Source organism: Psychromarinibacter halotolerans, from assembly GCF_029168315.1.
Classification (GTDB): Bacteria; Pseudomonadota; Alphaproteobacteria; order Rhodobacterales; family Rhodobacteraceae; genus Psychromarinibacter; species Psychromarinibacter halotolerans.
This window is the reverse complement of record NZ_JARGYD010000009.1, coordinates 39,258-62,187: the sequence shown is the minus strand read 5'-3', so window position 1 is coordinate 62,187 and position 22,930 is coordinate 39,258. Positions and strand designations below refer to the sequence as shown.

Below are 22,930 nucleotides of genomic sequence, written 5' to 3'. Positions count from 1 at the left end.
GCACCTATGCGTCTGGTGCATATCCCGGTAACTACGCTTACCGTATATAGTCGTCTTGCCATAGGCATACCGCGCAGATATAGGGTGCGACCAATTCTGATCAACCTTCTGCCAAGGTTTTGACCATGCCCAAGATCAACGGAAACGAAATTCGGCCCGGTAACGTGCTTGAACATGACGGCGGCCTGTGGTCGGCGGTGAAAGTCGACCATGTGAAACCCGGCAAGGGTGGCGCGTTCGCACAGGTCGAACTTCGCAATCTGCGCAACGGCTCGAAACTGAACGAGCGTTTTCGGTCCGCCGACAAGGTCGAGCGCGTCCGGCTTGAACAGAAGGATCAGCAATTCCTGTACGAATCCGAAGGGATGCTGGTCTTTATGGACAACGAGACCTACGAACAGATCGAACTTCCGGCAGAGATTCTCGGGGAACGCCGCCCGTTCCTGCAGGATGGCATGGTTGTCCAAATCGAATATTACGACGCCGAGGCGCTGAACGCGACGCTGCCCCAGAAGGTCACCTGCAAGGTCGTCGAGACCGAGCCGGTGGTGAAGGGTCAGACCGCCGCGAACTCTTTCAAGCCGGCGATCCTGGACTGTGGCGTCAAGGTGATGGTGCCGCCGTTCGTCGGGCAGGACGAGGATATCATCGTCAACACCGAGACGATGGAATACTCGGAACGCGCCTAAGCGCCCGCTTCGGACAGCAGCCGGTCGACAAGACCGGCATAGCCGCTTCCGAACAATCGAAGATGCACAAGCGCCGGCCAAAGCTGATACAGCGGCCGGCGTTTTCGCATTTCGGGGTCGGGGGCGCCGTAGCCGTCGAAGAAACCGTCCCCGATGCGCCCGAACAGCGCCAGCATCGCCAGATCCACCTCGGCGTGCCCGTGATAGCAGGCCGGGTCGATCACGCCCGCGAAGCCATCAGGCCCCCACAGGACATTGCCGGACCACAGGTCGCCGTGCAGCAGCGCGGCGGGCGGTGCGGCGGGCAGCAGGTCGGGCAGGCGGGCTGCCAGCGTTTCCAGCCGCCGTGCAAGGTCAGGGGGCAGGGTGTCCACGTCTGCCAGCAGACGTCGTTCGGCCCAAAAGGCGGGCCAGTCCGCCATCGGCTGATTATAGATCGGAACCGGGCCAAAGGCGTGGTCGGTCGGCCAGCCATAGCTGTCCCCCTGCGCCGCATGAAGCCGGGCCAGCGCCGCGCCACAGGCCGCCCAAGCCTGTGCCGACGGGATGCCGCCATCGGGAAGCTCGGTCATCAGCAGCAGGCCGGGGGCGTCTGCGACGACCGTCGGGCAGGGGCAACCGGTGGAATGGATGGCGCGCAGCATGGCGGCCTCGGCCTGCGCCTCGGGGCCGGACTTGGCGATCAGCGTGCGGTCATCGGCCAGCGTGGCCCGAAAGACCGAGGACAGGTCGCCACCCTGCAACGGCTGCAACCGGACCACCGGCGCCCCGGCAAGGCGGGCAATGGCGTCCCCGGTCGAAACGGTCACTGTTCTGGCGGCTGGACGGTCGCGTCGCCCGCGGTCATGCCGGGCACGGCGCGGTCGAAGCGCAGGTAGGCAAGGCCGTGGCCATCCGCCTGCGTGAACAGCGTACCGGCGGGCTTGCCGCCCGCGTCGATCGCGGTGCCGGCGGGGGCAGAGCCCTGAACCGGGACGCGGACCAGACCCTTGCGCAGCTCGGTCTTGTGCTTCATCCGCGCGGTCACTTCCTGACCGACGAAGCAGCCCTTGCGGAAATCCACGCCGGACAGCCGTTCGAACCCGGACTCGAGGATATAGCTGTCGTCGGGGATCAGCTCGATCCCGCTTTCGGGGACGCAGGCGGCGACGCGCAGCGCGTCCCAGTCGGCCCCCAGCGGTTCGGCGTCGAGCGCGCCGTAATAGCGCCAGCCAAGGCTGGCATCGCGCGGATCGGCGAAGGCGCCTTCGGGCGCGTCGCCAAGACCGCGCCAGACCGGCGTGTCGCGCTCTTCCAGCACCACCTTGGACCGCATCTTGTACAGCGTCAGGCGTTTCATCAGGCCATCGGCAAGGTCGGCCTGCACGTCGATCAGGATCTCGTCGCCCACCGGCACCAGCATGAAATCCGCAAGGTACTTGCCCTGCGGCGTCAGCAGGGCGGCATAGACCAGCCCCTGCGACAGGCGCTTGACGTCGTTGGTGATCAGCCCCTGCAGGAACGCTTCGCGGTCTGCGCCGCTGACGGCGATGATGCGGCGGTCTGCAATTCTGTCGGCCTGCATTTGTCAGTGCCCCCTTCTGTTCGAACTGGTAATATATGCCCTGAGCGGCCGAGCGAAAGGACCCATGCGCGCCCCCGTTTCCATCGTGATCCCGACACTGAACGCCGCCGAAAGCCTGCCCGCGACGCTGGGCTGCCTTGGCGAGGGGCTGGAGGCCGGGCTGATCCGCGAGTTGATCCTTAGCGACGGGGGGTCCTCGGACGGGACCACGGGGCTTGGCGACGCGGCGGGCGCGCTGGTGGTCAGCGGCCCCGCTGGGCGGGGTGGGCAGCTTCGGCGCGGCGCCGATCAGGCAGAGGGCGACTGGCTGCTGTTCCTGCACGCCGACACCTGTCTTGGCGACGGCTGGACCGCCGCGCTGCTGGCGCATCTGCGGGACCGGGACGGGCAGGCGGGCTATTTCCGGCTGGGGTTCCGCGCGTCCGGGCTGGCGCCCCGGATCGTGGCGGGTTGGGCGAACTGGCGCTCGCGTGCGTTCGGGCTGCCTTATGGCGATCAGGGGCTTCTGATCTCGCGCAGCCTGTACGACAGCGTCGGGGGCTTCCCGGATATCCCGCTGATGGAGGACGTCGCGCTGGCGCAGAAGCTGGGCGGGCGTCTGGTCGCGCTGGATGCCCGCGCTTGGACCAGCGCCGAGAGGTATCAGCGGGACGGCTGGCTGCGGCGGGGCGGGCGGAACCTTGTGACGCTGACGCGCTACCTGCTGGGCGCGGACCCCGCCCGGCTGCGGCGCGGGTACGAACGGGGCGGTGGCGGCTAGACGGTCGGCCTAGTCCTCGCTGAACTGCAGGCGGTACAGGTCGGCATAGATGCCGCCCCGCGCGATCAGGTCTTCATGCGTGCCTTCGTCGACCACGCGGCCCGCGTCCATCACCACGATCTTGTCCGCCTGCCGGATCGTCGCCAGCCGGTGCGCGATTACCAGCGTGGTGCGGCCCTGCGACAGCTTGTCGAGCGCCTGCTGCACCGCCGCCTCGCTGGCGGCGTCCAGGGCCGATGTCGCCTCGTCCAGCAGCAGGATGGGGGCGTCGCGCAGCAGGGCGCGGGCGATGGCTACGCGCTGACGCTGGCCGCCCGACAGGGACGAGCCGCGCGGGCCAGCGGGTGTGTCGACGCCGTCGGACAGGCGCGGCAGGAAGTCGGACACGAAGGCGGCGTCCAGCGCCTCGGTCAGGCGGGCGTCGTCGCGGCCCAGCAGGACGTTGTCGCGGATCGTCTCGTCGAACAGCTGCGCGTCCTGCGTCACGACGGAAAACAACTGGCGCAGGTCCTCAAGCGGCAGGTCGGACACCGGCACGCCGCCGACGGTGACGCTGCCGGATTGCGGGTCGACCAGCCGTGTCAGCACGCGGAACACGGTGCTTTTGCCCGCCCCGGACGCGCCGACCAGCGCCGTGGTCTTGCCCGCTTCGGCGACGAAGCCCGCGCCGCGCAGAACCGGCAGGTCGCCATAGGTCAGACCGACGTCCTCCAGCCGCACGTCGGCCTGCGCGGCGGGGCCGGGCAGGGCGCGCGGGGTGGCCGGAGAGCTGATGGTCGGCCGTTCCTCGAACACGGCGTGCAGCCGTTCAAGGCTGGCCAGCGCCGCCTGCCACGCGCCGGACACGTTGCCGATCCGGCGCATCGGTTCGAACACCAGCGCCATCGCGGTGAAGAACGACATGAACTCGCCCACGGTCTTGGTGCCGTCGATGATCTGCAGCCCGCCGTAGGTCAGCACGCCGAGAAAGCCGATGCCCGCCACGATGTCCATCATCGCCGGGATGCCCGCCTGTCCGGCCTCGGACTTGATCTGTGCCCGCACGAAGCCGCCAAGCTGGGCGGAATAGCGGTCCGCCTCGCGCTGTTCGATGGTGTTCAGCTTGATGGTGTCGATGCCGTGGAACGTCTCGTCCAGCCGGGTGGACAGCACGGCGGCGGCGTTGCGGGCGGTGCGGGTCGTGCGCCGGACCCAGCGTTGCAACAGCACCATCGGCCCCATCAGCACCGGCGCGCCCGCGACCGCGATCAGGGTCCACAGCCAGTCGATCGACAGCGCGACGCCCAGAAGCGACACCAGCGCCACGGCGTCGCGGCCCAGTGCCGAAAAGACGGTGGACCAGATCCGACCCGCCGCCAGCGTGTCGCCCCGGACCCGTTCGATCAGCAGGCCGGGCGAATTGCGCTGGAAGAAGCCGCTGTCAAGCTTCAGCATGTGGGCCACCATGTCGGACTGCAGCGCCGCCGACACCCATTGCCCCACCGCCATCATCAGGACCCGCTGGCCGAACCCCGACAGGGCGCGCAGCAGGAACACCCCGAACACCGCGCCCGCGACCCACTTGATCGCGCCACGGTCGCCCGCGACGAAGACCTGATCGAACATCGGCTTGATCAGGTAGGACAGCGCGCCCAGCATCCCGCCCTCGATCGCCATCAGCAGGACGGCCAGTAGGATCACCCAGATGTGCCGCCGCAGATAGCTGCGCCACAGCCAGCGCGTCAGGGCGCGGCTGTCGGTCATGCGCGGGCCTGCTTGCGTTCGAAGGACGCGGTGATCGCCTTCGGGTCATAGCGGTCGTGGAACCACTGGCGCAGGCTCATGGGCGTTTGCGCGGCGTCGGCCTCGTACACGTCAAGGACGTGGTCCATCAGGCCGGTGCGGGTGTGCTTGAGGTGGGCATAGCGAAGTCCGAGCATCCTGCGGGCATCGTCCACGCTGGCGCCTTCCTTGTCCATCAGCCACATCGCGGCGACCAGCCCGGCGCGGTCGGCGCCCGACTTGCAGTGGAACAGGAAGGGTTTCTTCGTCTCAAGCTCGTCGAAGATGTCGAACAGTTTCAGGAACTTCTCACGCGCAACCAACGACCGGGCGTAGATCTTGTGATCGATCAGCTCGATCCCCAGCGCGTCGCAGGTTTCCTTCTCGAACAGGTAATGCGCATAGCTGTCCTGCCCGCGCAGGTTCAGGATCGTGCGGATGCCCATCGCGTGGATCTTGCGCAGCCGGGCCGGGGACGGCTGGTTCGATCGCCAGACGCCCGGCGCGATCTGGTCCATGTTGGTCCAGACGGTGCGCAGCAGGCCGTGATCCGACAGGTAGAAATGCCACTTTGCCCGCCGCCGGGCGGCGGGGGTCGAAATGTCCTGTCCGAACGACTTGGAAAAGCGCCGTTCGGCCTCGTGGATACGCTGGAAGAGCTTGCCGAGCATGTAGGGTCCGAACGGTGGAACTGCAGAGCGGGGATGTAATGGCAATCGGGCTTCAGGACAAGCCGGGCGCCGATTGACGCGGCCTGCGGGCGGGACTAACGGAATGGAGTACTTGATCGGAGTTAAGCCCATGTCGCTTGCCAACGGCCGCGAATACCTTGCCATCCCCGGACCGTCGGTCATGCCCGACCGCGTGCTGCGCGCCATGCACCGCGCGGCGCCCAATATCTACGAGGGCGCCATCGTCGACGAGGTCGCGGGCATCGCGGCGGATCTGAAGCGGGTCGCGAAGACGGAAAGCAACCTTGCGATCTATATCGCCAACGGTCACGGCGCATGGGAGGCGGCGATGGCCAACACCCACTCGCGCGGGGACCTGTGCCTTGTGCTGGCCACCGGCCGCTTCGCGCTTGGCTGGTCGATGCACGCGCAGGGGCTTGGGATCGAACTGGACGTGATGGACTTCGGCAAGTCTTCGGACGTCGACCTTGAACAGGTGGCCGAACGCATCGCCGCCGACACAGAGCATCGGATCAAGTCGGTGATCGTGGTGCATGTCGACACCGCAAGCTCAGTTCGCAACGACATCCCCGGCATCCGCCGCGTGCTGGACGAGGCCGGGCACCCCGCGCTGTTCATGGTGGACTGCATCGCGTCGCTGGCCTGCGACGACTTCCCGATGGACGAGTGGGGCGTCGACCTGATGGTTGCGGCCTGCCAGAAGGGGTTGATGACGCCTCCGGGCCTGTCTTTCGTGTTCTTCAACGACAAGGCCGACCGCCTGCGCGACAGCGCCAACTGCGTGACGACCTACTGGGACTGGCGCCCGCGCGCATGGCCGCAGGAGTTTTACCAGTACTTCGGCGGCACCGCGCCGACGCACCACCTGTTCGGCCTGCGCGCTGCGCTGGACATGATCTTCGAGGAAGGGCTCGACGAGGTCTTCTCGCGCCACGCCACGCTGGCCCGCGCCGTCTGGGCCGCGTTCGATGCGTGGGGCACCGAAGGGCCGCTGAAGATGAACATCGCCGATCCGTCGAAGCGGTCGAACGCGGTCACGGCGCTGTCGATCGGCGCGCCGTGGGGCAACGACGTGCGCAAGTGGGTCGAGGCGAACGCGGGCGTGACGCTGGGGCTGGGGATCGGCATGGTCGACCGCTCGAACCCGTCGTCGCACGGCTTCTTCCGCATCGCCCACATGGGCCACGTCAACACGCACATGGTGCTGGGCGCGCTGGGATCGCTGGAAGCCGCGCTGACCGCGCTGGACATCCCGCACGGAACCGGCGCGCTGGAAGCAGCCGCGGCGGTCTGCGCCGGACGGTAACGTATACGGCTGGGGTGCGGTTCGAAACCGCGCCCCGTCACCTGCCAAGGGAAACGGGCGTCAGCGCCTGCGTTTCAGCAGCACGTCGGCAAGGGCCGACAGGATCAGCACGGTCGCCATGCCGTAGGCCGCCCAGATCGCGAACAGCACGACGAACAGCAACAGACCTGCCGTCCAGAGAAAAGGTGCGGTGAAATCTTCAACCCGGCCCGCGTTGGGAAGGGGATGCCTTTGACTGCGCTCGTGCTGGTACGACATGCGCTACTCCGTGATCGGGGGCGGTCGTCCTCCCGCTCCGCCCGATGCCTAGATCCCGCAATCTAGCACGCCGAACCGCGCCGGCCATAGCCTCGTTGCGTCACGATCCCGCGCGCGCGGCCTCCAGCGCCTGCGGCAGCACCTCGGCCAGCAGGTCGAGGTCGGCACCGGTGCCCGCCGAGATGCGGATGCAGCGGTCCTGCGGCGCGACGAAGGGCATCCGCACGAAGATGTCCCGCGACAGCAGCTCTGTCAGAACCTTGCGGGCAAAGACGCCGTCTTCGCCGCAGTCCAGCGTGACGAAATTGGTGGCCGAGGGCAGGGGCGTCAGCCCGTTCGCCGAGGCGATGGCGCTGATGCGTTCGCGGGCCCAGCCGACCTGCGCCACGACCGAGATCATGTAATCCGGGTCGTTCAGCGCGGCCAGCGCACCGGCCTGGCTGATCCGGCTCATGCCGAAATGGTTGCGGACCTTGTCGAAGGACTGGATCAGGTCAGGCGCCGCGATGCCATAGCCGACGCGCGCGCCAGCCATGCCGTAAGCCTTCGAGAACGTGCGGAAGCGGATCACGCGGGGGTCTTCCGCCGCGATCCGGGGCAGCGCCTCGTTGGGCAGGAAATGGTGATAGGCTTCGTCCAGCACCAGCAGGCAGCCGTCCGGCAGGTCCGCGACCATGCGTTCGATCACCGTGCCGTCGTGCCACGTCCCCATCGGGTTGTCGGGGTTCGCAAGGTAGATCAGCTTGGCGCCCGTCTCGGCGGCCTTCGCCACCAGCGCCTGCGGGTCTTCACGGTCGTCGCGATAGGGCACCTTGTGCAGCTCGGCGCCATAGCCCGCGACGTGGTAGTTGAACGTCGGATAGGCCCCGTCCGAGGTCACGACCGCGTCGCCGGGTCCGGCGATCAGCCGGACGATATAGCCCAGCAGGCCGTCGATCCCTTCGCCGACGATGATGTTCTCGGGCTGGACCTGTTCCACCTCGGCCAGCGCGTGGCGCAGATCGTGGTTCTCGGGGTCGCCGTACATCCATGTGTCAGCGGCGGCGGCCTGCATCGCGGCGACGGCCAGCGGCGAGGGGCCGAAGACCGATTCGTTCGCGCCCAGCCGGGCCCGGAACAGGGCGCCGCGGCCACGCTCCTGCGTTTCGGGCCCCACGAAGGGCACGGTCGAGGGCAGCGAGGCGGCAAGCGGGGTGTAGCGTGGTGTCGTCATCGTCGGCAGAATGCACTTTTTTGCAGCACGGTAAAGATTGCGACACATGACGTGATCGCGCGCGGGCCGGCTGGTGGACAGAGGGGCCGGCGCCACGATGGCGCCGGCAGTTTTGGCGGACCTGCCGTCAGGTGTTGTCGTCGTCGTCCATCGGCATGTCGCGGGTCGGTTCGACCGCCTCGGTCGCCGAAGTCGGCGTTGTGGCGGTGTCGTCGGCGGGCGGAAGCGATTTCGCCGACCGCTCGGGGTTGGCCACCTTCAGCGTCTGGGGCGAGCCGTCCTTCGCTTCGCCCAGCCAGATGGTCTGCTGCGGGAACGGGATCTCGATGCCGCGTTCGTCGAAGACGCGCTTGACGATGCCGTTGTACTCGCGGCCCACGCCCCACTGTTTGCCCGGCGCGCACTTGATCCGCGCGCGCAGCACGACCGCGCTGTCGCCAAGGCTGTTGACCCCGAAATACTCGAAGTCGCCGATGATAGCCTCTGCCTGTTCCGGGTCGGAGCGCAGGATCTCGAACGCGTCGATCATCGCCTGCTTCGCCTCTTCGGTGTCCTCGCGATAGGCGATGCCCATGTCGCAGACGTAATAGCCGAAGTCCTTCACGTAGTTCGACACCATGTCGACCGACGAGAAGGGGATGATGTGGTAGACGCCCTGCACGTCGCGCAGCGAAGCGGACCGGATCGTCAGCCTCTCGACCGACCCGGTCGTGCCGCCGACGGTCACCACGTCGCCCACGTTCATCGCGTTCTCAAGCTGGATGAACACGCCGGTGATGATGTCCTGCACCATCTTCTGCGCGCCGAAACCGATGGCCAGACCCAGCACCCCGGCCGAGGCCAGCAGCGGCGCGATATCCAGCCCCAGTTCCGACAGAACGAACATCAGCGTGATGATGATCAGCGCGATCGTCGCCGCGTTGCGCAGCAGCGTCAGCAGGGTGCGTTCGCGCGCGGTGGCGACCTGTCCGAACTCGGGGTTCAGGCGGTAGTCGACCCACGACGTCAGCGCCAGCCACACAAGGAACGACGCCAGCAGCACCAGCGCGACCGAGAAGATCGCCCCCGTCGCGCGGATGCCGAACTGGCTGACCATCCAGCCGCGCAGGTCGATCAGGCTGATCGCGTTCAGCGCCAGCAGCACGACCGCCGCGAAGATCACCAGCCGCAGGATGTACAGAACCTTGGGCACGAAGCGGTTCAGCCGCCGTTCCAGCAGCGGCAGACGTGCGGACAGCCCCTCGGGGACCTGCACGCCGCGCACCATCACACGGGTCAGCACGCCCGACAGCAGCAGACCCAGCAACGCGATCACAGCCACCTGCCCAGAGCCAAGCAGCGTCTGGAACGCCGCGTCTCCGGGACGGGCCAGGACGACGAAGAACAGGACCAGCAGGTACAGCAGCGCGGGCCAGTGCCAGTTGCGGGCCAGATAAGCCAGCGGGCCATGCCTGCGGTGCGGAGCGGCGGCTTCGGCGTCGGCCTGAAGTTCCGCGTCGATTTCGGGATGGACCTCGGCCGGTTCCGCGCCCGGCGCCTTGGCCAGCCGGGTCTTGTCGCAAAGGATCCAGTCCGCCACGGCGCGGCGGTTGCGGATCACAAGGAACACGGCGAAGGCCAGCACCGCGAAGGCGATCAGCGCCGATACGGCGCGGCCCGCGGCGAACGAGACGTTCACGTTGATGATCGGAACGACCAGCAGCATCCCGTAGCCGATGACCCCGATGATAAGCCCAAGGCGGCGCGACATGTAGCGGGCGGCGCGGTCGGTGACCGGCAGAATCCGCAGGGCGCCGGACGAGGGCGACAGGATCATCCGTGCGCCGACCTTGGCCAGTTCGACCAGCAGGAAGGCGTTCAGGTACAGGGTCTGCCGGATGCCGATGGTGCCGAAATCGCCAAGCGCCAGCACCGCCAGCGCATAGCCCGCGGCCCACGCGACGATCACGATCAGCGCGTCCATGATCGACGAGACCGCGAACAGCCCCACGGTGCGGATCCAGCCGCTGTCCCGCGCCCGGCCACCCATGCGGGCGTAGATGCCCTTGGCGATCCGGCGCAGCACGATGAACACCAGCACCGTCCCGATGATCACCAGCGCAAGCTCTCTCAGCGCGTCCAGAAGGACGGATGTCTCGTTCCCCGACAAGCCGTCGAACACGGCGGACGCGCCGGTCACCTGCGTCCAGACCGCCCCCAGTTGCCCTGCGACCCCTTCGGCGACCTCTTGCGTGACCAGCGCGATGCGCCGCCCGAACGACAGGTCGGCCGGTTCCTCGGCGGTCGCGGTTTCCAGCGTCTCGACGATGGCGTCGGGCGTGGTGTCAGATCCAGCACCAGCGGCCTTGAGCTTCTCCAGCAACTTGGCCCGCTGGGTGTCGTCTTCCAGCACCTCGATCAGCAGGTCGACGCTTGACGGCGCGGCCTCCTGCGCCATGGCTGGCAGGATCGGCAGAAGGGAAAGGGAAAGCAGAACAGCGGTCAGAAACCGGGCCAGAGATCGTCGCATCGTTACTCGCGTCTTATTACCAACGTGCCCGATATACAGATCGGGTCTGCCTAAGGATCAATCGTGAATCCGTGCATGTCGCAAGCATGTTCTCCCGGCACCACCCTTTCCGGCGGTCTGGCGCATATGGTCTGCGTTCCGCGGGCGAGGCGGCGGGGAGGGGAAAGGGGCGTTTGACCGGCTGAAGGCGGCGGTGGCGGGCCTAGTACAGCCCGCCGGTACTGAGCGTTCCGAAGTCGGCCTTGTCGGGAATGATCGTGACCTGACCGTCCGAGGTTTCGACGGTAACGCCCTGATCGATCACGCCTTCGCCTTCGCCCGGGGCGAACATCGGCAGGTTCGACCCCATCGCCCAGCCGCCATCGAACATGACGCCGAACACGGGCTCTTCGCCGCTGCGGAAATACTCGGCCACCACGTTTTCGCCCTGCGCGTCATCGGGCAGGCGAGCGCCGGTGAAGCGGTCGATCTTGATGAACCGCCCGCCAGGAGGCACGTCGAACGGACCGCCGCCGTACTTCTCGGTCGCGACCTTCATGAACTCGTTCCAGACCGGGGCACACATGCCGCCGCCCGAAGCGCCCGGCATCCGGCGCGGCCGGTCATAGCCGATATAGCAGCCCGCCACGATGTTCGAGGTGAAGCCCACGAACCAGACGTCCTTGGCGTCGTTGGTGGTTCCGGTCTTTCCGGCCACCGGCACGCCGACGTTGACGCGGCCCGCGGCCGTGCCGCGCTGCACCACGCCCTGCATCATCGACGTCAGCTGGTATGCGGTGATCGCGTTCATCACCCGTTCGTTGTGCGACACGATCTCGGGGGCCAGCCCGTTTTCCAGCGACGCCACCTCGCAGTCGACGCATTCGCGCTGGTCGTGGCGATAGATCGTCTCGCCCCGGCGGTTCTGCACACGGTCGACCAGCGTCGGTTCGACCCGCCGCCCGCCGTTGGCGAACATCGCGTAGGCGGCGACCATCTTGAACAGCGTCGTCTCCTGCGCGCCAAGGCTGTTGGCAAGGAAGGGTTCCAGCCGGTCGTAGACGCCGAAGCGTTCCGCGTAGCTGGCCACAAGGTCCATCCCGATCTCTTGCGCAAGGCGCACGGTCATCAGGTTCCGCGACCGTTCGATGCCGGTCCGCAGCGGCGTCGGCCCGTAGAACTGTTGCGAGGCATTGGTGGGCCGCCACACACCGGCGCCGGTGTCGACCTCGATCGGGGCGTCGATCAGGATGGTGGCGGGGGTGAAGCCGCTGTCCAGCGCCGAGGCATAGACGAAGGGCTTGAAGCTGGACCCGGGCTGCCGCGTCGCTTGTGTCGCGCGGTTGAACACGGAATCGTCGTAGCTGAAGCCGCCCTGCATCGCCAGCACGCGGCCGTTCTCGACGTCCATCGCCATGAAACCGCCCTGCACCTCGGGGACCTGCCGCAGCGTCCAGCGAATGAAGCTGCCGTCGCTGTCCGAGGTCATGGCGCGGATGTGCACGACGTCGCCCACCTTCAGCAGGTCGCCCGCGACGTTGGCGCGGTTGCCAAGCGATCCGTCTTCCCGGCGCGGGCGGGCCCATGTCACGTCCTTGGCGGGAATCCAGTGGCCGTCGTCGTCTTCGTCCACGCCCTCGATGCCGATCCGGGCGTCGTTGTTGCCGACCTCCAGCACCACGGCGGGATGCCAGCCCGCGATGTCGCGCGCGATGTCGACGTCGGCCAGCGCCGCGCGCCAGTCGTCCTCGGTCGTCAGCAGCGAGGGGTCGAGCGTGGTGACCGTGCCATGCCACACGCCAAGGCCCCGGTCGTAGGTTTCCAGCCCGTTTTGCAGCGCGGTCGCCGCAACCTGCTGCAGTTCGGGGTCGATGGTGGCCCGGATCGTCAGGCCGCCGCCGAAGAATTCCTCGGTCCCGAAGTCGCGCGACAGCTGGCGGCGGATCTCGTCGGTGAAGTAATCGCGCGGCGGCAGCACCGACCGGAAGCTGTCGAAGTCGCCGGCCTGCACCGTCCGCAGCGGGTCTTCCGAGGCGATGTCGTACTGGGCCGGGGTGATATAGCCGTTCTCGCGCATCTCGCGCAGCACATAGTCGCGCCGCGACAGGGCAAAGTCGCGGTCGCGCACCGGGTGCGTCCGCGCGGGCTGTTGCGGCAGGGCGCCCAGATAGGCGGCCTCGGCCACGGTCAGCTCCTCGAGCGTCTTGTTGAAATACACCTGCGCGGCGGCGGTCACGCCGTACGAGTTCTGGCCCAGATAGATTTCGTTCAGGTACAGTTCCAGGATCTGGTCCTTGGTCAGCGTGTTCTCCAGCCGCACCGACAGGATCAGTTCCTTGATCTTCCGTTCCGCCGACCGGTCCGACGACAGCAGGAAGTTCTTCACCACCTGCTGCGGAATGGTCGAGGCGCCCCGCAGCCGTCCGCCGCGCAAGGCGTCCAGCGCCGCCGCCACCATGCCGCGCGGGTCATAGCCGCGGTGCTGGTAGAAGTTCTTGTCCTCGGCCGAGATGAAGGCCTGCTTCACGATGTCGGGAATGTCCTCGATCGGGGTGAACAGGCGGCGTTCCTTGGCGAACTCGTCGATCAGCCGCCCCTCGCCGCTGTAGATGCGGCTGATGGTGGGGGGCGCGTACAGCGCCAGCTGTTCGTGATTCGGAAGGTCGCGGCCGTACATGTAGAACACCGCGCCGATGGTCAGCGCGGCCATGACGATGCCGATCGTGATCCAGCTGAAGATGGCGCCGAAGAACGATGCGATGATGCGCAGCATGGACAATTCCTGCCTTTCCCGGATCAGACGGGGACTATAGAAGCTTTGGGTTCACGTCAAAAGAAGGATCGGCGGCATCGCGCCCATGTGATGGTGCGGCCCAAGGCCGCGTCGCTGCCGGGGGGTTGCGCAGGGCGCGCCCCGTCCATAACGCTTCCGGGATGAGACCCGAGGATATTCTGCCCACATACGAACGCGTTGCGCGCGGTTACGCCGCCAGCCGCGACAAGACCCTGTTCGAACGGCGCTGGCTGGACCGGATGCTGAACTTCGCGCCGGGGCGCCGCGTGCTGGACATCGGCTGCGGCCCCGGCCGGCCGATTGCCGAATACCTGCTGGACCGCCGCTGCGTGGTGACCGGGGTCGACGGCGCGCCTGCGATGGTGGCGCTGTTCCGGCAGAACCTGCCCGGGGCCGACTGCATCCGGTCCGACATGCGCGGTCTGAACCTTGGCCGCCGGTTCGACGCGCTGCTGGCTTGGGACAGCTTTTTCCACCTGTCGCCCGGCGATCAGCGCGAGATGTTCCCGACCTTCGCCGCCCATGCCGCGCCGCGCGCGGTGCTGATGTTCACCTCGGGCCCCGACGCCGGAGAGCCGATTGGCCGGGTCGAGGGCGAGCCCGTCTATCACGCCAGCCTGTCACCGGATGAGTACCGCGCCTGCCTTGATGCGGCCGGGTTCGACGTGGTGGATTTCAAGCCCGAGGACCCGGCCTGCGCCGGCCACTCGGTCTGGCTGGCCCGCAAGCGCCGCGACGAAGACGCCTGACGCGCCCGCGTCACTGCCGCAGCAGCTCTGCCTCGGCGGCATCCGCCGCGGCCCACGCCAGCAGCGCGTCGCGAATGCCAAGCGCGGCGGCGGCGCGCCAGTCTTCGGACGTCAGGTTCTCGCGGTCGGTTTCGGACGACAGGAACCCCAATTCGATCAGCACCGACGGGATGTCCGCCGCCTTCAGAACGGAAAACGACGCCTCCAGCCGGGGACGCTTGTACAGCGGGCCGATGGTGTCGTGCAGCCCTGCGACAAGCGCGTCCGCCAAACGGTCCGACCGTGGCTGCGTCTCGTTCCGCGCCAGTTCCATCAGAACCCGCGCGATCCGGTCGTCATGCTCGGTCAGGTCGACGCCCGCCAGCAGATCGCCCCGGTCGTGCCGCTCCGCCAGCTTCTCGGACGCGACGTCCGACGCGATCTCGCTCAGGGTATAGATCGTGGCGCCCCGCGCACGCCCCTCGGCCAGCGCGTCGGCATGAAGCGAGATGAACACATCCGCCCCCGCCATCCGCGCGATCGAGACGCGCATCTCCAAAGGCACGAAGATATCGTCGTCGCGGGTCATATAAACCTCGAACCCGCCGGTCCGGCGCAGCACGTCGCGCAGGTCGCGGGCGAACTGCAGCATCAGGGCCGCCTCGACCACGCCGTCGCGCTCTGCACCCGGGTCGATGCCGCCGTGGCCGGGGTCCAGCACCACCACCACAGGGCGCGTCCCGTCCTGCCGCCGATGCGCGGGTTCTGCCGGGACGGCGGGCTCGGGCAGGGCGAACAGGGCGCTGGACGGCGCACCGGCGGCTTCGGCGAACGCCTCGGGCGCCACAGGGGTCAGCCGCACGGTGACGGCGGCTTCCGCGCCGGTGTCCATCCAGGCCTCGGACACCGCCATCGGCGCCGCCAGCTCGACCACCATCCGCGACCAGCCGGGACGGAACGGGCCGACCGACACCGACGTCACCGCCTTTGACCGGTCGAACCCCTCGGGGTCCAGCCCGGTCCAGTCGACGGTCGAGAAATCCAGCACCAGCCGACGCGGCGCGTCCAGCGTGAAGACGCGGTAGGGCACCGGCTGGCTCAGGGCCAGGACCAGTTCCGCACCCTCCGCGCTGTCGCTGATCGAGGACGCGGCCGCGTCGACGCGCGCCAGTCCCGCAAGGTCCTGCGCCTGAACCGCCACGCCCCAGAAGAGCGCGCAAAATATGATGAAAAGCCTGCTCATGTCGCCTTCGCCGGTCTGCGCCGATGTGCGCCGAACCATACCGGCTTTCCCGACGCACGAAAAGCACCGACCGCAAGACGGGCCCTCCGCTTGCTTCTTCTCTTTCCAAATACCTCGGGGGAGTCGCGAAGCGACGGGGGCAGCGCCCCCATCGCGCTGGATACTAGCGCACCTTCGGTGTGACGGGAGGCAGAGCCCCCATCCGCCCTGTCGCAATCGCGCCTCCGACGCGCGCCCATCCCGCCCCGCGACCGCGCGTTACCGTGCGGCCATGAACGCCTTCAGCCGTGCCAGCCCCTCGCGGATGTCCTCGGTGGACCGCGCATAGGAAAACCGCAGCGTTCCGGCACCGCGTGCGGCGTCGAAATCCAGCCCCGGCGTCACCGCCACCCCGGCCTCGCGCAGGATCTCCGCCGCGAAGGCGCGGCTGTCCGAGGTCAGCGCCGACACGTCCGCATAGACGTAGAACGCCCCGTCCGGCGGCGCGATCTCGGTAAAGCCCGCGTCCGGCAGGCCCTCCAGCATCAGGCGCCGGTTCTCGGCATAGACCGCCATGTTCGCCTGCAACTCGTCGGTGCAGTCCATCGCCGCCAGCGCCGCGACCTGGCTGACGTGGGGCGCGCAGATGAACATGTTCTGCGCCAGCCGCTCGACGGCGCGGACGTGGTCCTCGGGCACCACCATCCAGCCGACCCGCCATCCAGTCATGCTGAAGTACTTCGAGAACGAGTTGATCACATAGACGTCGTCCGAGATTTCCAGCGCCGTCACCGCTTTCCGCTCGTATTCGATGCCGTGATAGATCTCGTCCGAGATGAAGGCCGTGCCGTTCGCCTGCGCCGCCCCGATCAGCGCCGCCAGCGCGTCGCGGTCCAGCATCGTGCCGGTGGGGTTCGCGGGCGAGGCGACCATCAGCCCGGCAAGATCCGGCGGCAGGTCGCCCGGCACCGGCTGAAGCCGGTTTTCCGGCGCGGTTTCGATCATCACCGGGGTCAGGCCCAGTGCGGTCAGGATGTGGCGGTACGACGGATAGCCCGGCGCGCCGATGCCCACCTTGTCGCCGCTGTCGAACAGCGCCGAGAAGGCCAGCAGGAACGCGCCCGACGACCCCGATGTGACAACCACGCGGGCCGGGTCCAGATCGACGCCGTACCAGTCTTGGTACAGCCCCGCGATCCGCTCGCGCAGCGCGGGCAGCCCCAGCGATACGGTATAGCCCAGCGGGTCCGCGCCCATCGCCCGGGTCAGCGCGGCCCGCGCGCCGGCGGGGGCCGGGGTGCCCGGCTGGCCCACCTCCATATGGATAACGTGTTGCCCGGAAGCCTCGGCCTGCCGCGCCGCTTCCATTACATCCATCACAATGAAGGGATCGACTTCGCTGCGCCTTGAGTTCCGCATCCCGCCCTCTCTATGCTCTGCCGCAACGCAGGACCTGCACCCGGAGAGACGGACAGTCAATGGCGCCCCACGTACCCACGCGACTGCGCGCAGATGCGCGCGACGCCGGTCGTGCGGCTGTTGGCCCGCACCCGTCGCGCGGCGTCGCAGGATGGATCCGGTCCCGGGATATGTTATCAGCGGCGCACGCCGCCGGAATTCAGTGAGGAAAAACCATATGAAAACCCGTCTTCCGCTGGTCGCCGCGCTGGTCGCGATGACCGCCACGCCTCTGGCCGCTTTCGACCTGTCCCAGATGACCGAGGAAGAGCGGATGATCTTCCGGTCCGAGGTCCGCAACTACCTGATGGACAACCCCGAGGTTCTGCTCGAGGCGATTAATGTGCTGGAACAGCGTCAGGCCGAAGTGCAGGCCGCCAACGACGTGACGCTGGTCGAGACCAACAGCGACGAACTGTTCGACGACGGCTATTCGTGGGTCGGCGGCAACCCGGACGGCGACATCACCATCGTCGAGTTCATGGACTACCGCTGTGGCTACTGCCGCAAGGCGCACCCCGAGGTGTCCGAGCTGATCGAAAGCGACGGCAACATCCGCTACATCGTCAAGGAATTCCCGATCCTCGGTGAACAGTCGGTTCTGGCGTCGCGCTTCGCGATCGCCGTGAAGGCGGTCGAGGGCGACGAAGCCTACGGCACCGTGCACGACCTGCTGATGACGATGCGGGGCGAAGTCACCGAGGAAGGCCTGTCGGCGATGTCGGAGGAGCAGGGCTTCGACACCCCCGCCGTGTTCGACGCGATGAACAGCGCCGAGACCGAGACGATCATCGCCCAGAACCGCGCGCTGGCGCAGCGCATGGCGATCAGCGGCACGCCCTCCTTCATCTTCGAATCCGAGATGGTGCGCGGCTATGTCCCGCTGGACGGCATGCGCGAGATCCTCGCCGAGGTTCGGGCCGAGGGCTGATCGCCCGGCCTTCTGCGGGCGCCCGGATGCGCGGCGCCCGCGCTTTGACGATGCTGACCGACACCGACCTTGCCCGGTATTGCGCCCGTCTCGGGCTCGATACATTGCCGCCCGCCACGCCCGAGGGTCTGGCGCGCCTGCAGTCCGCGCAGTTGGGCAGCCTCCCGTTCGAGGGGATCGAGCCCTTTCTGGGCCACACCCCGTCGCTTGCCCCCTCTGACATCGCCGCCAAGATCCTGCACCGGGGACGGGGCGGGTATTGCTATGAACTCAACACGCTGTTCGGCGCGGCCATGACCGCCGCCGGGTTCGACGCCCGCCGCGCCTTGGCCCGCGTGCTGCAGCGCAATCCCGAACCCGGTGCGCGCAGCCATCTTGCTTGGATAGTGCGCATCGGCGACAGCCGCTGGCTGGCCGACACCGGCTTTGGCGGCCCCGGCGCGCGCACCCCGATCGAGATCAGGCCGGGCGAGCAGGCCGCCGCGAACGGCACCTACCGCATGACCCGTAACGAGACGCTGGGCGAGGATGTGCTGGAACGCCTGACGCCCGACGGCTGGCAGAAGCTGTACAGTTTCGACGGCGCCTCGGTCACCGATGCCGAGGTCGAAGCCGCCAATCATGTCGCCGCAACGTGGCGCAACAGCGTTTTCCCGTGGAACCTGATGGTGGCGGGCTTCGACGGGGACACCCGCATTGGCGTGTTCAACCGCAACCTGACCGAAGAGACGCCCGACGCGCTGTCGCGGCACGACATCGCGGATGCTGCCGCGCTGGGCCGCGTGTTCGACCGCATCGGATTGAAGGCTGCGCCCGACCTGCTGGACCGGGTCTGGCAACGGCTGGAGAACCCGCTGCCGGTGCCCGCATGACCCGTGCGGCGCGGGGCAGGGAGGCGCTTGTGGCGGTGCTGGTGCTGTCCGCCACGGCGGCCCCGGCGCAGGACGTGCTGGACCGCCTGAAGTCGCTGGATACCGACGGCCCGACGCTGGAGGACGCGTATGCGGTCGAGGCGGAAGCAGACCGCGACCTGATCGCGGCCGAGGCCGACACGTTGTTCGATGCGTCCCGCCCGACCGTCGGGGCACCGGACGGCCCGGTGCGCGCCGCCGTGTTCACCGCGCCGGACTGCGCCGACTGCGGGCCCGCTGTCGACGAACTGGCCGCGCTCGCCCAGCGGCTGGGCGTGCGCGCCACCGTGATCGACGTGTCGGAGGCCGGGAACGCCGACCTGATGCGCCGACTGACGCTGGATCTGCTGCCGTCCTACGTGTTGCCCGATAGCCTTGTCCGGGGCGCGATGCCCGCGATCGTGCTGGAACGCTACCTGTCCGACTAGCCCGCGCCGCGCCTGACGCAGATGTTTGCGGCAGATATACAGGCGGGTTGCCCCGTGGTCTTGCCGCCGACCAAAGCCGTTGGTATCACCGGCGCCTGAACAAGAGGTGGACCCATGCGCGCCGAAACGCAGAACATTGTCGAGGAAATCCGCAAGTCGCTGACCTTGCTGCGGCAGCGGATGGATTACGACACCGCCAGCCACCGGCTGGAGGAGTTCAACGCGCGCGTCGAGGACCCGACGCTGTGGGATGATCCCGACAACGCCCAGAAGCTGATGCGCGAGCGTCAGGCGCTGGTGGATCAGATGCAGACGTTCGAAAGCATCGACACCGACCTGAGCGACAACATCGAACTGATCGAACTGGGCGAGATGGAGGACGACGCCGAAGTCGTCGCCGACGCCGAGGCCGCGCTGAAGACGCTGCGCGACCGGGCCGCCCAGAAAGAGCTGGAAGCCCTGCTGAACGGCGAGGCGGACGCCAACGACACCTTCCTTGAAATCAACGCGGGCGCGGGCGGCACCGAGGCCTGCGACTGGGCGCAGATGTTGCAGCGGATGTATGTCCGTTGGGCCGAGAAGCGCGGCTTCAAGGTGGAACTGCAGTCCGAGGAACCCGGCGGCGAGGCGGGCATCAAGTCGTGCTCGTACAAGATTTCCGGCCACAACGCCTATGGCTGGCTGAAGTCCGAAAGCGGCGTGCACCGGCTGGTGCGGATCTCGCCCTTCGGCAAGGGCACGCGCGAGACCTCGTTCGCGTCGGTCTGGGTCTATCCGGTGGTCGACGACAACATCGAGATCGAGGTGAACCCCGCCGATATCCGGATCGACACCTACCGGTCGTCCGGTGCTGGCGGTCAGCACGTCAACACAACCGACTCGGCGGTGCGGATCACGCACCACCCGACCGGCATCGTCGTGACCTCGTCCGAGAAGTCGCAGCACCAGAACCGCGACATCGCCATGAAGGCCCTGAAGTCGCGCCTGTACCAAATGGAGCTGGACCGCCGGAACGCCGCCATCAACGAAGCGCACGACAACAAGGGCTCGGCGGGCTGGGGCAACCAGATCCGGTCCTACGTCCTGCAGCCGTACCAGATGGTGAAGGACCTGCGGACCAGCCACGAGACGTCGGACACGTCCGGCGTGCTTGACGGCGACCTTGACGACTTCATGGCCGCGACGCTGGCGATGGACGTGTCGGGTAAAAGCCGGGCCGAGGCGACGGCGGAAGACTGATCTCCACCTGACGAATTTGGAAAGACCAGAGGCGCCGCGGCATACCGGGCGCCTCTTTTCGTGCCACGCCGCAGTTTTTCCGGCGCAGGACGACGCCTGCGACTTTCGCAAAGCGCGCCGGGGCGTTAGCCGTTGAAGCGAAAGCAACGGGAGTGCGCGGGATGGACGAGGTTCTTGGGCTGACGCTGGCGGAACTGACCGAGCGGCTGGCGGCGCGGGCGCTGTCCGCCTCTGAGGTCATGGCGGCGGTGCTGGATCGGATCGCGGCGGTGAATGGTCAGGTGAACGCCATCGTTTCCTTGCGCGACCACGATGCGCTGATGGCCGAGGCCGCAGAGGTCGACGCCGGCCCGTGGCGCGGGCCGCTGCATGGCGTGCCGATGGCGGTGAAGGATCTTGTCGCGGTCAAGGGCATCCGGTCGACTTGGGGATCGCCCATGTTTGCCGATTACGTGCCTGCCGCCGACGAGGTTCTGGCGGCGCGGTTGCGGGCGGCGGGGGCGATCCTGATCGGCAAGACCAACGTGCCGGAATTCGGTCTTGGCTCGCATTCCTACAACCCGATCTTCGGCGTGACCCGGAACCCCTATGACCTGTCGCGCGCGGCGGGGGGCTCGTCCGGCGGCGCGGGGGCGGCGCTGGCCTGCGGTATGGGCTGGGTTGCGGACGGATCGGACATGATGGGCAGCCTGCGCAACCCGGCGGGCTGGAACAACGTCTACGGCCACCGGCCCACCGTGGGGCTGGTGCCCGGCGACGGTCAGGGCGACCTGTTCCTGCACCCGCTGTCCACGCTGGGCCCGATGGCCCGCAACCCCCGCGACCTTGCGGCGTTGCTAGAGGTGCTGGCGGGACCGGAACCGGGACAGCCCGGCGGGGCCCCCTTCGTGGCGGGCAAGCTGTCCGGCGACATCGCGGGCAAGCGGATCGGCTGGCTGGGCGATTGGGGCGGCGCGTGGCCGACCGAGCGGGGCATCCTGGATCTGTGCCGCAAGGCGCTGGCGGTCTACGAGGACCTCGGCTGCACCGTGGTGGACCTTGCCCCGCCATTCCCGTCGGACAAGCTGTGGGACAGCTGGACGACCCTACGCAGCTGGGCCGTGGCGGGCGGGCAGGCGGCCGCTTGGGCCGATCCCGCGAAGCGCGAGATGATGAAGCCCGCGATGGTCTGGGAGATCGAGCGCGGCATGGCGCTGAGCAACGAGCAGATCCGTCAGGCCAGCGCGGTGCGGTCCGACTGGTTCCGCGCCGCCGCAAGGATGTTCGCGTCGGTGGACGCGGTGGCGATGCCCACCGCGCAGGTCTGGCCGTTCCCGGCGGACTGGGATTGGCCGAAAGACATCGAAGGCACGGCGATGGACACTTATCACCGTTGGATGGAATGCGTGGTGCCGGTCAGCCTGATCGGGCTGCCCTGTACCGCGATGCCCGCCGGGTTCGGGGCAGGGGGCCTGCCGATGGGCGTGCAACTGGCGGGTCCTCGCGGATCGGACGGGGCGCTGTTGCAGCTCGCCGCCGCCTATCACGATGCCACCCGCTGGCCCGAGACGCGGCCCCCGAAGCTTTAAGCCCGTATTCTGACCCGCGAATACATCTTTTCGGCGCGCATCGGTCATGCTCTGGTTCCCGCCATGGGAGGTGCCTATGGCCGAGACATTCGAACCGTCCCCGCTGCCGCAGATCGGCCGGGTGACGTTTGCAGAGATCGTCGTTTCGCTGGGCTGCGGCTGGCGCGACTTTCTGGCCGCGCCGGGGTTCGGCCTGTTCTTCGGTGGCGTTTATGCGCTGGCCGGGCTGGTGCTGACGCTGCTGGGGGCGGGGAACTGGACGTGGACGCTGGTGCTGTCGCTGGGCTTCCCGCTGGTCGCCCCCTTCGCGGCGGTGGGCCTGTACGAGGTGTCGCGGCGGCTGGAGGACGGTGAACCCCTGACATGGCCCGCCGTGCTGGGCGTGGTCGCGCGGGAACGGAACCGGCAGATCCCGTGGGCGGGGGCGATCATCGTGATCTACTTCCTGTTCTGGTCCTTCCTCGCGCATATGCTGTTCGCCCTGTTCATGGGGCCATCGGCGTTGATGAACGTGTCGACCTCGTGGGACAGCTTCCTGACGCCAATCGGCCTGACCATGATCGGGGTCGAGTTCGCGGTGGGCGGCGTCGCGGCCTTCATCCTGTTCGCACTGACCGTGGTCAGCCTGCCGCTGTTGCTGGAGAAGGAAATCGACTTCGTCTCGGCGATGCTGCTGAGCTTCCGCTGCACGCTTGCGAACGTGCCGGTGATGCTGGCGTGGGCGGCGATCATCGCGCTGTTGCTGTTCGTCGGGATGCTGCCGTGGTTTCTGGGCCTGTTCGTGGTCTTGCCCGTGCTGGGCCACGCGACATGGCATCTGTACCGCCGGGCGCTGTACGACCCGCTGCCCTAGGTCCCCAATCCGAAACGAAATCGGGCGACGCAGGTGTCTGCGTCGCCCGTTGAATTCTGTCAGTGCC

General features: G+C 67.8%; 20 protein-coding genes. 10 read left to right on the top strand and 10 right to left on the bottom strand.

The annotated features are described in order from the left end of the window. The first annotated feature begins 125 nt into the window (after window positions 1-125). Entirely contained in the window at window positions 126-689 is a 564-nt protein-coding gene (gene efp / locus P1K30_RS19205; RefSeq protein ID WP_275634397.1) for an elongation factor P, read from the top strand. Here efp and P1K30_RS19200 read toward each other — a convergent pair. Both P1K30_RS19200 and ygfZ read right to left on the bottom strand, forming a co-directional pair. Further along, the gene (locus P1K30_RS19200; RefSeq protein WP_275634396.1) at window positions 686-1,498 is read right to left on the bottom strand and encodes a fructosamine kinase family protein; all 813 of its coding nucleotides are present in this window, start codon (window positions 1,496-1,498) and stop codon (window positions 686-688) included. The two genes, efp and P1K30_RS19200, sit on opposite strands and share 4 nt — an antisense overlap. Next, the gene (ygfZ, locus tag P1K30_RS19195; RefSeq protein ID WP_275634395.1) at window positions 1,495-2,253 is read right to left on the bottom strand and encodes a CAF17-like 4Fe-4S cluster assembly/insertion protein YgfZ; all 759 of its coding nucleotides are present in this window, start codon (window positions 2,251-2,253) and stop codon (window positions 1,495-1,497) included. Before ygfZ ends, P1K30_RS19200 begins: the two co-directional genes overlap by 4 nt. A gap of 64 nt (window positions 2,254-2,317) precedes the next feature. On the opposite strand from ygfZ, the gene P1K30_RS19190 reads away from it, so the two are divergent. Beyond that, entirely contained in the window at window positions 2,318-3,013 is a 696-nt protein-coding gene (locus P1K30_RS19190; RefSeq protein WP_275634394.1) for a TIGR04283 family arsenosugar biosynthesis glycosyltransferase, read from the top strand. Window positions 3,014-3,022: 9 nt separating this feature from the next. Here P1K30_RS19190 and P1K30_RS19185 read toward each other — a convergent pair whose 3' ends face one another. Both P1K30_RS19185 and P1K30_RS19180 read right to left on the bottom strand, forming a co-directional pair. Continuing rightward, entirely contained in the window at window positions 3,023-4,756 is a 1,734-nt protein-coding gene (locus P1K30_RS19185; RefSeq protein WP_275634393.1) for an ABC transporter ATP-binding protein, read from the bottom strand. Then, window positions 4,753-5,445, bottom strand: coding sequence for a tyrosine-protein phosphatase (locus tag P1K30_RS19180; protein WP_275634392.1), 693 nt, complete (start codon window positions 5,443-5,445; stop codon window positions 4,753-4,755). The genes P1K30_RS19185 and P1K30_RS19180 overlap by 4 nt, the downstream gene beginning before the upstream one ends. A 130-nt stretch (window positions 5,446-5,575) precedes the next feature. On the opposite strand from P1K30_RS19180, the gene P1K30_RS19175 reads away from it, so the two are divergent. Next, the gene (locus tag P1K30_RS19175; protein ID WP_275634391.1) at window positions 5,576-6,772 is read left to right on the top strand and encodes a pyridoxal-phosphate-dependent aminotransferase family protein; all 1,197 of its coding nucleotides are present in this window, start codon (window positions 5,576-5,578) and stop codon (window positions 6,770-6,772) included. Between the two features lie 60 nt (window positions 6,773-6,832). On the opposite strand, the gene P1K30_RS19170 is transcribed toward P1K30_RS19175, so the two are convergent. The 4 genes from P1K30_RS19170 to P1K30_RS19155 form a co-directional block, all read right to left on the bottom strand. Next, on the bottom strand, window positions 6,833-7,030 hold the full coding sequence (locus tag P1K30_RS19170; RefSeq protein WP_275634390.1) for a hypothetical protein: 198 nt from the start codon (window positions 7,028-7,030) through the stop codon (window positions 6,833-6,835). Window positions 7,031-7,130: 100 nt separating this feature from the next. After that, window positions 7,131-8,243 carry a pyridoxal phosphate-dependent aminotransferase gene (locus tag P1K30_RS19165; protein ID WP_275634389.1) on the bottom strand — a complete coding sequence of 371 codons (1,113 nt, stop codon included), beginning with the start codon at window positions 8,241-8,243 and terminating at the stop codon, window positions 7,131-7,133. 127 nt (window positions 8,244-8,370) lie between these two features. Continuing rightward, a complete protein-coding gene (locus tag P1K30_RS19160) occupies window positions 8,371-10,752 on the bottom strand; it encodes a mechanosensitive ion channel domain-containing protein (protein WP_379561447.1) in 2,382 nt (793 codons plus the stop codon). 202 nt (window positions 10,753-10,954) lie between these two features. Beyond that, window positions 10,955-13,504, bottom strand: a complete 2,550-nt coding sequence (locus P1K30_RS19155; protein ID WP_275634387.1) for a penicillin-binding protein 1A — start codon at window positions 13,502-13,504, stop codon at window positions 10,955-10,957. 161 nt (window positions 13,505-13,665) lie between these two features. On the opposite strand from P1K30_RS19155, the gene P1K30_RS19150 reads away from it, so the two are divergent. Continuing rightward, entirely contained in the window at window positions 13,666-14,274 is a 609-nt protein-coding gene (locus P1K30_RS19150) for a class I SAM-dependent methyltransferase (protein ID WP_275634386.1), read from the top strand. A gap of 10 nt (window positions 14,275-14,284) precedes the next feature. Here the strand turns inward: P1K30_RS19150 and P1K30_RS19145 are convergent, their stop codons facing one another. Together P1K30_RS19145 and P1K30_RS19140 are read right to left on the bottom strand one after the other, a co-directional pair. Further along, the gene (locus P1K30_RS19145; protein ID WP_275634385.1) at window positions 14,285-15,496 is read right to left on the bottom strand and encodes an N-acetylmuramoyl-L-alanine amidase; all 1,212 of its coding nucleotides are present in this window, start codon (window positions 15,494-15,496) and stop codon (window positions 14,285-14,287) included. A 258-nt stretch (window positions 15,497-15,754) separates the two neighbouring features. Continuing rightward, a complete protein-coding gene (locus P1K30_RS19140) occupies window positions 15,755-16,894 on the bottom strand; it encodes a pyridoxal phosphate-dependent aminotransferase (protein WP_275634384.1) in 1,140 nt (379 codons plus the stop codon). 217 nt (window positions 16,895-17,111) lie between these two features. On the opposite strand from P1K30_RS19140, the gene P1K30_RS19135 reads away from it, so the two are divergent. From P1K30_RS19135 to P1K30_RS19110, 6 genes are all read left to right on the top strand, one after another. Continuing rightward, a complete protein-coding gene (locus P1K30_RS19135) occupies window positions 17,112-17,864 on the top strand; it encodes a DsbA family protein (RefSeq protein ID WP_275634383.1) in 753 nt (250 codons plus the stop codon). 26 nt (window positions 17,865-17,890) lie between these two features. Continuing rightward, a complete protein-coding gene (locus P1K30_RS19130) occupies window positions 17,891-18,736 on the top strand; it encodes an arylamine N-acetyltransferase family protein (protein WP_275634382.1) in 846 nt (281 codons plus the stop codon). Continuing rightward, window positions 18,733-19,203, top strand: coding sequence for a hypothetical protein (locus tag P1K30_RS19125; RefSeq protein ID WP_275634381.1), 471 nt, complete (start codon window positions 18,733-18,735; stop codon window positions 19,201-19,203). Before P1K30_RS19130 ends, P1K30_RS19125 begins: the two co-directional genes overlap by 4 nt. 114 nt (window positions 19,204-19,317) lie before the next feature. Beyond that, window positions 19,318-20,442: a peptide chain release factor 2 gene (prfB, locus tag P1K30_RS19120; protein ID WP_275634380.1), complete on the top strand. Its 1,125-nt coding sequence runs from the start codon at window positions 19,318-19,320 to the stop codon at window positions 20,440-20,442. 161 nt (window positions 20,443-20,603) lie between these two features. Further along, entirely contained in the window at window positions 20,604-22,010 is a 1,407-nt protein-coding gene (locus tag P1K30_RS19115; protein ID WP_275634379.1) for an amidase, read from the top strand. 76 nt (window positions 22,011-22,086) lie between these two features. Next, the gene (locus P1K30_RS19110) at window positions 22,087-22,863 is read left to right on the top strand and encodes a DUF2189 domain-containing protein (RefSeq protein WP_275634378.1); all 777 of its coding nucleotides are present in this window, start codon (window positions 22,087-22,089) and stop codon (window positions 22,861-22,863) included. Window positions 22,864-22,930 lie beyond the last annotated feature (67 nt).